Source organism: Bacteroides sp. 2201st1_D9_2201SCRN_220225 (genome assembly GCF_040928965.1).
Taxonomy (GTDB): domain Bacteria; phylum Bacteroidota; class Bacteroidia; order Bacteroidales; family Bacteroidaceae; genus Bacteroides; species Bacteroides stercoris.
The window spans coordinates 20,650-27,199 of record NZ_JBCODG010000065.1 but is presented as its reverse complement, the minus strand read 5'-3'; the positions used below and the strand labels follow the sequence as shown (position 1 = coordinate 27,199).

General features: G+C 46.8%; 6 protein-coding genes. All 6 read right to left on the bottom strand.

The window, feature by feature from the left end; all coding sequences use genetic code 11:
* Window positions 1-937: MATE family efflux transporter (locus AB5903_RS17515; RefSeq protein ID WP_368118079.1), on the bottom strand; the 937-nt coding region annotated here is incomplete at its 3' end.
* Between the two features lie 106 nt (window positions 938-1,043).
* The gene (locus AB5903_RS17510) at window positions 1,044-1,754 is read right to left on the bottom strand and encodes a murein L,D-transpeptidase catalytic domain family protein (protein WP_165438830.1); all 711 of its coding nucleotides are present in this window, start codon (window positions 1,752-1,754) and stop codon (window positions 1,044-1,046) included.
* 86 nt (window positions 1,755-1,840) lie between these two features.
* Window positions 1,841-2,869, bottom strand: coding sequence for a L,D-transpeptidase (locus AB5903_RS17505; RefSeq protein ID WP_040315784.1), 1,029 nt, complete (start codon window positions 2,867-2,869; stop codon window positions 1,841-1,843).
* Between the two features lie 276 nt (window positions 2,870-3,145).
* Window positions 3,146-4,234 carry a 2-aminoethylphosphonate--pyruvate transaminase gene (locus tag AB5903_RS17500; RefSeq protein WP_272709297.1) on the bottom strand — a complete coding sequence of 363 codons (1,089 nt, stop codon included), beginning with the start codon at window positions 4,232-4,234 and terminating at the stop codon, window positions 3,146-3,148.
* Entirely contained in the window at window positions 4,231-5,028 is a 798-nt protein-coding gene (gene phnX, locus AB5903_RS17495; protein ID WP_272710954.1) for a phosphonoacetaldehyde hydrolase, read from the bottom strand. Before phnX ends, AB5903_RS17500 begins: the two co-directional genes overlap by 4 nt.
* A gap of 32 nt (window positions 5,029-5,060) precedes the next feature.
* Window positions 5,061-6,536, bottom strand: coding sequence for a DUF5690 family protein (locus AB5903_RS17490; RefSeq protein WP_005654534.1), 1,476 nt, complete (start codon window positions 6,534-6,536; stop codon window positions 5,061-5,063).
* Between the last annotated feature and the right edge of the window lie 14 nt (window positions 6,537-6,550).

Below are 6,550 nucleotides of genomic sequence, written 5' to 3'. Positions count from 1 at the left end.
GCCATATACGTCCGGGCTTGCCTGCACCGTAGTTTTGTCCGCTATAAGTGGCCATCGCCATACCCAAGCTCTCGAAGGGACACATAAAGAACATCTTGATACGCATGGCAGCCGTAAAAGCCGCTACACATGCCGTGCCCAACGCATTGTTGGCACTCTGCAGCATAATACTGCCGATAGCGGTAATGGAAAACTGCAATCCCATAGGCACTCCGATATACATCAGCGTCCGTGCCAACGCACTGTCGAATTTACGTTCGGCAGGAGTAGTTCTCAGAATTTCAAAACGTTTCATCATATAGATGTAGCAAAGCACTGCCGATACTCCTTGAGAAAAGACAGTAGCGATTGCCGCTCCCGCCACACCCCAGTCCAAAACAAGGATGCAAAACAAGTCAAGCAGAATATTCAGGACGGTGGAAAAGAGCAGAAACCAGAACGGCGTCTTGCTATCACCCAAAGCACGTATAATGCTGGACAACAAATTATAGAAGAAGGTACAGGGGACACCTATAAAAGTTACAAGCAAATAATAATAAGCTCCGGTGAAGATATTGTCCGGCGTACGCATCATGCGCAAAATATCTGCACAACAGATGCTTGTTACCACGGCAAGCACCACCGACATCACCGCAGCCAGTTGCAAGCTGACCGCCACATAACGGCGCATTGTAATATAATCCCTCGCTCCGAACTTCTGTGCCACCGGAATGCCGAATCCTCCGCAACATCCGTTGCAGAAACCGAGTATCAGGAATATGACTGATGTACTCGCGCCGACAGAAGCCAGTGCATTTATCCCTAAAAATTTACCGACAATTGCAGCGTCCACCAACGAATAGGTCTGTTGCAGCAAATTACCCAACAATAAAGGCAAAGTGAAATTAAATATGAGCGGAAGAGCCCGTCCTTCCGTCATTTCTCTTGATGTTGCCATACAATCTAATCCCCGAAACTCGACGCAAAATTAGTAAAAGAAATGCTGAGGAAAATTGATACATATCAAAAGATACGAAAAACACGGAGCGTGAATAAAGAGTCGCTTACAACCCGGTCGTTTTCTTCAGTACGGAGCTGTGAGCCAGATAGTCGGGAGCCTCGGCATAGATATACATCACGCTTCCCCCTTTAATGGCGTCGATAATAGGGCGGCTGAGTTTTTGCGGAACAGCCGGACAGCCGAAACTCCGTCCCAAACGCCCTCCCCTGCTTGCAACCGAAGGATCGGCATAAGCAGCTCCATGTACCACAATGGCACGCTCGCGGGCACGGTCGTTAATACCTTTTTCCAATCCGTTCAGGATGAGGGAATATCCGTTCCTGCCTTGATAGGTTGTTTCTGTCAGATAGAATCCCAGCGAACTTTTATAAGATCCGTATTCATTGGAAAACGAAGTGGCATACTTGTCGCCGCTGTTTTTTCCGTGCGAGACGACCGATGAGAAAAGCAGCCTGCGCTGCTTCATATCGAATACGAAAAGACGCTTCTCGGTAGAAGGACGTGAAAAATCAATCAGAGTCAGTACATCCCGTTTACGGCCTGCTATTTTATGATAGCCCGTTACTGCCTGGCGGAAAGCTTTCCAACTCACTACCCCTTCCAATTGCATGGAACGATACAAATCGGCACATGCTGCCGATTCTGCCGCCAACGAAACATCCGGCTTATCCGTCATGCAGGTAGCAGGTCTGTTTCCCAAAAACAGGAAACAGGGAAAAAACATAAATAAAAAAGAGAGGCAAAATCTCAACATAACTATCCGACCTGAAAAATACCGGCGGCAAAGTTAGCACTTTCCACCCATACGACTATCATACAGATAGTTAAAAAAGAAAGTAATCATTCGATAACAACTACTAAAGAACGCTCCGTCGGCGCCCAGTCAAATACAAACTTAGCATGTGAAGTAGCATTTCGCACACACATGTGCGAACGCGGCGTAGTACCCAGCGACCAGCTATACTCAATCATGGCTGTGCGCGGAACATTCACCGGTACTCCATGAATATAGGCTCCGTTGGTAAAACGGCTGGCATAAGGCGCATATCCGCCCGTTGCCGCAGAGCCGTCTTTCAGAAAGATCATGCGCGATTTCTTCTGTTGCAGTAAATACATGCCCAGCGGCGTTTCCTGTGCATAAGGCGGTGCATGCCGTCCTGTCGTTGCGGGATTCATGCTGCGGATTTTCCATTCACCTTTATCCATACGCTCCAACGTAGCGATATTCTGGTCAAGACGGTCTACGAAAATAACATGATTAAAGACAGTGCTGTCCGCCAGCAGCTTCAAATAACGGCGGGGAACCAGCCACTCATCTTCCAGCGTAATAGGAAGAATACGGCTGAAACCGCCTTCCTCACCCAGCAGGTAAGCCAACGTCCCATCCCTGCCATAACGTTCGGGCACCAACGTATCTCCCGGCAAATACAAGGGAACGGACTGATAACGCTCCACCCCAAGCGTATCCGCCACACGGCGATAGGCATTACGCACGAACTTACGCACCAAAGGGGCTTCCCGATTCAGATTCTTATAATTCTGCAATACCACCCACTTCACACTGTCCCGCTGCATATTCTCTATATAAGCCAGACAATTGCGGATTACATCCCATTTGAAAGAACGCACGGTATCCTTGTACGGATAGGTATCTTCCAGCGTATATGTATCGTAAAGCAAATCTTTGGTAAGCGTCACATCGGCTGCCGTCAGCAATTTCTCTCTGAAAGGCACTTCCACTACGGGCACAACAGTATCGGCAGGTTCCGATACCTGCGCAACAGAAGACGGGGTATGACCTTGCTGCCCGTTACATCCCGCAAGCACCATGCACACAGCCGCGGCAGCAAAAAGGAAGAATCGTTTCATAAAGATACATTTAAGTTCGTAATCGGGTTCAACATCTTCATGAATACCTGACACCACGAACAAAGATATAATTTTTTCTTACGTCTACAACGATTCTCCCCCGATAATTGTTGTACCCCACAACGTTTTCCGGGCAGGGGAATGCCTAAGTGTACGGCTGAAGTACCTTGAAGGTACAATCGGGATACCCTGAGGATACAACTGAGGTACTCTGAGAATATGACTTAGAGTACCTCAATATATGTCCGAGAAACCATAGTTTTCCCGAAACGTTCATCAATACTTACATTCTTTGATTACCTCTATCAACTTGCTGAAATCCTCCGGATACACATCTCCGATATTGCCAATACGGAATGTGTCCGCCTGCGAAATCTTGCCGGGATAAATCACGAATCCCCTTTCCTTGAGCTGTGCATAGAACGATTTAAAATCAAAATCCGCATTCGGATAAAGGAAAGAAGTTATGACGGGAGACTGTATAGCGTCAGGCAACAGAGTCTTGAAGCCGAGTGAGCGCATACCATCTACCAATACCTCATGATTTTTACAGTATCTTTGATGACGTGCCTCTACCCCTCCTTCTTCAGCCAATTCATCCATAGCCTGTTTAAAGGCTCTCACCACATGGGTAGGCGATGTGAAACGCCACTTTCCATGTCCTTTTTCCATCGTTTCCCACTGATCGTAAATATCGAGCGAAAGAGATTTGGAAACACCCTTGCAGCGCATCAGTTCCGACTTGCGGGCGATGATAAAACCGAATCCCGGTACACCCTGAATACATTTATTGGCGCTGCTGATAAGAAAATCAATACCCAGTTCCTCTACATCCAAAGGCACTCCGCCAAAGCTGCTCATAGCATCTACAATCAGCTTCTTTCCGTGCATCTTTACGATGTGGGCTATCTCCTTCAACGGGTTCAGCACGCCGGTAGTGGTTTCGCAATGTACCACCGATACATGCGTAATCTCCGCATTATGTGCCAGATAATCGTCTACATAGCTGACGGACACCTGCTCCGTTTCGTCAAAGGCCAGCATATCATAGTTGATACCGTGATACTCAGCGATATTTCCCATACGGTCACCATAAGCTCCATTGCTCAAAATCAGCAGTTTATCACCCGGCTTAACGGTACTTCCTATAACGGCTTCCACACAATAGGTTCCACTGCCTTGCAGAAGAACGGAAGTATATTCATCGGTTTGCTTTGTAGCGAGTGCAACGAGGGATTTGCGTATTTCCTCTACGATATGCACATTATAATCCGCATCCCATGTACACCAATCTGTGAGCATGGCTTCTTTTACGGTTTCGGAAGTAGTAAGAGGTCCGGGAGTCAATAAAATGTAAGGTCTCATATTCTTGATAGTTTAAAGTTATTAATATTATCTATTACGGCAGGAAGTTCTTCAATGGAGTCTACTGTATAATGAGCTCCGGCAGCCAGCATACGGTTGCGGACATCCTGTTTGCGGAGCTCCAGTTCGGTAGCAGACAAAGCATTCACTTCATCCAGGGTAAGACCCAGTTCGTTACTGCCAAGCACTACGCCCACCGTCCACACTTTGGCATTCACTCCTTCTTTGATGTCGGCAATCGTGTCGCCTACCTTCACAACACAGTCCACCGAGGGAACGGCAAGTTCCGTCATATTCTTATAAATCATATAAGGAGCAGGCCGTCCTGCGGGAAGTCCGTCGGGCGTGACACAATTATCAACCACATATCCGCGGGCTGCGGCAGCCGGCAACACTACATCCATCATCGCACGGGTATAGCCGGTAGTGGAGCCTATCTTAATTCCTTGCGCACGCAATCCCGATATCGTTTCAACCACACCGGGAATAGGTGTTGCATAATCTTCCAGAGAGGCAAACAACACACGCTGAAAGTCTGCATAGCGCGCCAATATATCTTCCTCGGCATACGGGCGTCCGTATTTCTCCTGAAACTCGTTTCTTACGCGGTCTATATTGAACAAGGCGCGTATTTCCTCTACTTTGGTCAGTCCCATGTGGGCACGCGTTTCAGCAGCCGTTACCGGAGTGCCTATCACATTAAAACTCTCAATGAAAGCGGCAACCGGAGCGAAACAGCCGTAATCGACTGCCGTACCTGCCCAATCCATAATAATACATTCAATTTTCTTCATAATTTATATCTTTGAGTTATTTCCCTATCCGTTTATTTTGCCATATCCGGAAGAAGTTCCAATGCAACACGCTTACCGGATAAACCACCCGCCGGGTGGGGAGTATCGAGTTCTTCACCGGAAACTTCCGCATATTTCTCACGACGATAACGCTGTATCAGATAAACTGCCGAACCTATAAAAGCTACACTGCATGCTATACCCACATAACCGGACATCAGATTGTAAAAGTCCAGCCAGTTGACAGCAGGATTAAAGAACTCCTTGAATATCAGCACCACCACTGTACCTGTATAACCGATGAAATCCAGTGTTATAATGAAAAAGCCCACATTCCCTTTTATCTTGAAACAAGCGATGAAACGCTCGAAAAAGAGTGTCTGGAAACTAAGGTAGACCGTGTAGAGCGACAAGCTTTGAAGGAACAGCCATGTCATGGGCTGCAATTGCAAGGCAGAATAATTGAAAGCCAGAAAACTCAACGTAGCCGTACCGCAAGTGACCAGCCCCAACAGCATACACAACACCTTTATGTTGCTCCGTACTGCGGACATCAGCCCGAACATACACAGAATTATCAATGTAACCGTTGCATCCACCTTGGCAAACGCCCATGACGAGAGTCCCGCCGCATCGACATCGAGTATCTTCACCAGAAAATCTTCCTTGATATCCTGCAATACCGTAACGAACAGATTGGCAAAGAACAACATTACCAGCACAGGCATAAAGTTCTTGAACAGACTTAAACGTGCCTTACTGTCCAGGGCAACCCTTTCCGTGCGCAGTTCTTTATCTGCTTGCGTGGGTTGCGGCATCCGTGTCATCAGCCATCCCAGAAACGACAACAGCGGAAAAGCAAACGCACCGATGAAAGCGGGCATCCAGAATTCACTGATATGCAAATTATCCATCACAAAAAGTCCAATCGACTTTGCGGTCCCCGAACTGATAGCGATACTCAACCCCATAAGACTTGCCAGTAAATCCGTGACACGACGCCCTTCCAGAAAACTGAAAATCACTCCCCACATACACCCTAAGGAAAGCCCGTTGAAAAACAGGGCAAATACATTGAACGGTTGCGGAAGCGCTCCGAAAAGTACAAGGGAAAGTTCGGCAACCGCCACTGACAGGATAATGAACTTCAAGCGGTTTTCCTTCTTCAACTCGGAAATGACCTTGATACCTATCAGTTTGGAAATAAAATAGCCGGATATCTGTACAATGCTGGTTGCAGTCTTATAGTCCATACCGAAAAAATCGAGTCCGTCAAACGTAGCCGCTGTAAATGGTTTACGCAATGCATACACCAAAGAATAAGAGAGCAAAGCAGCTCCACCCGCCCAAAGAATGAATAAGGCATCAGATAAATTCTTATTGGAAACTGTGAGTTCTTTTTTACCGATTATCGCATTCATGACATCTATCTTGTTTTTGATTCCGGCAGCAAAAGTAAGGCGGTATTTTAACAGCAAAAATGAATTCCCATTATTAATAATATTCATGAAATCAACATTTT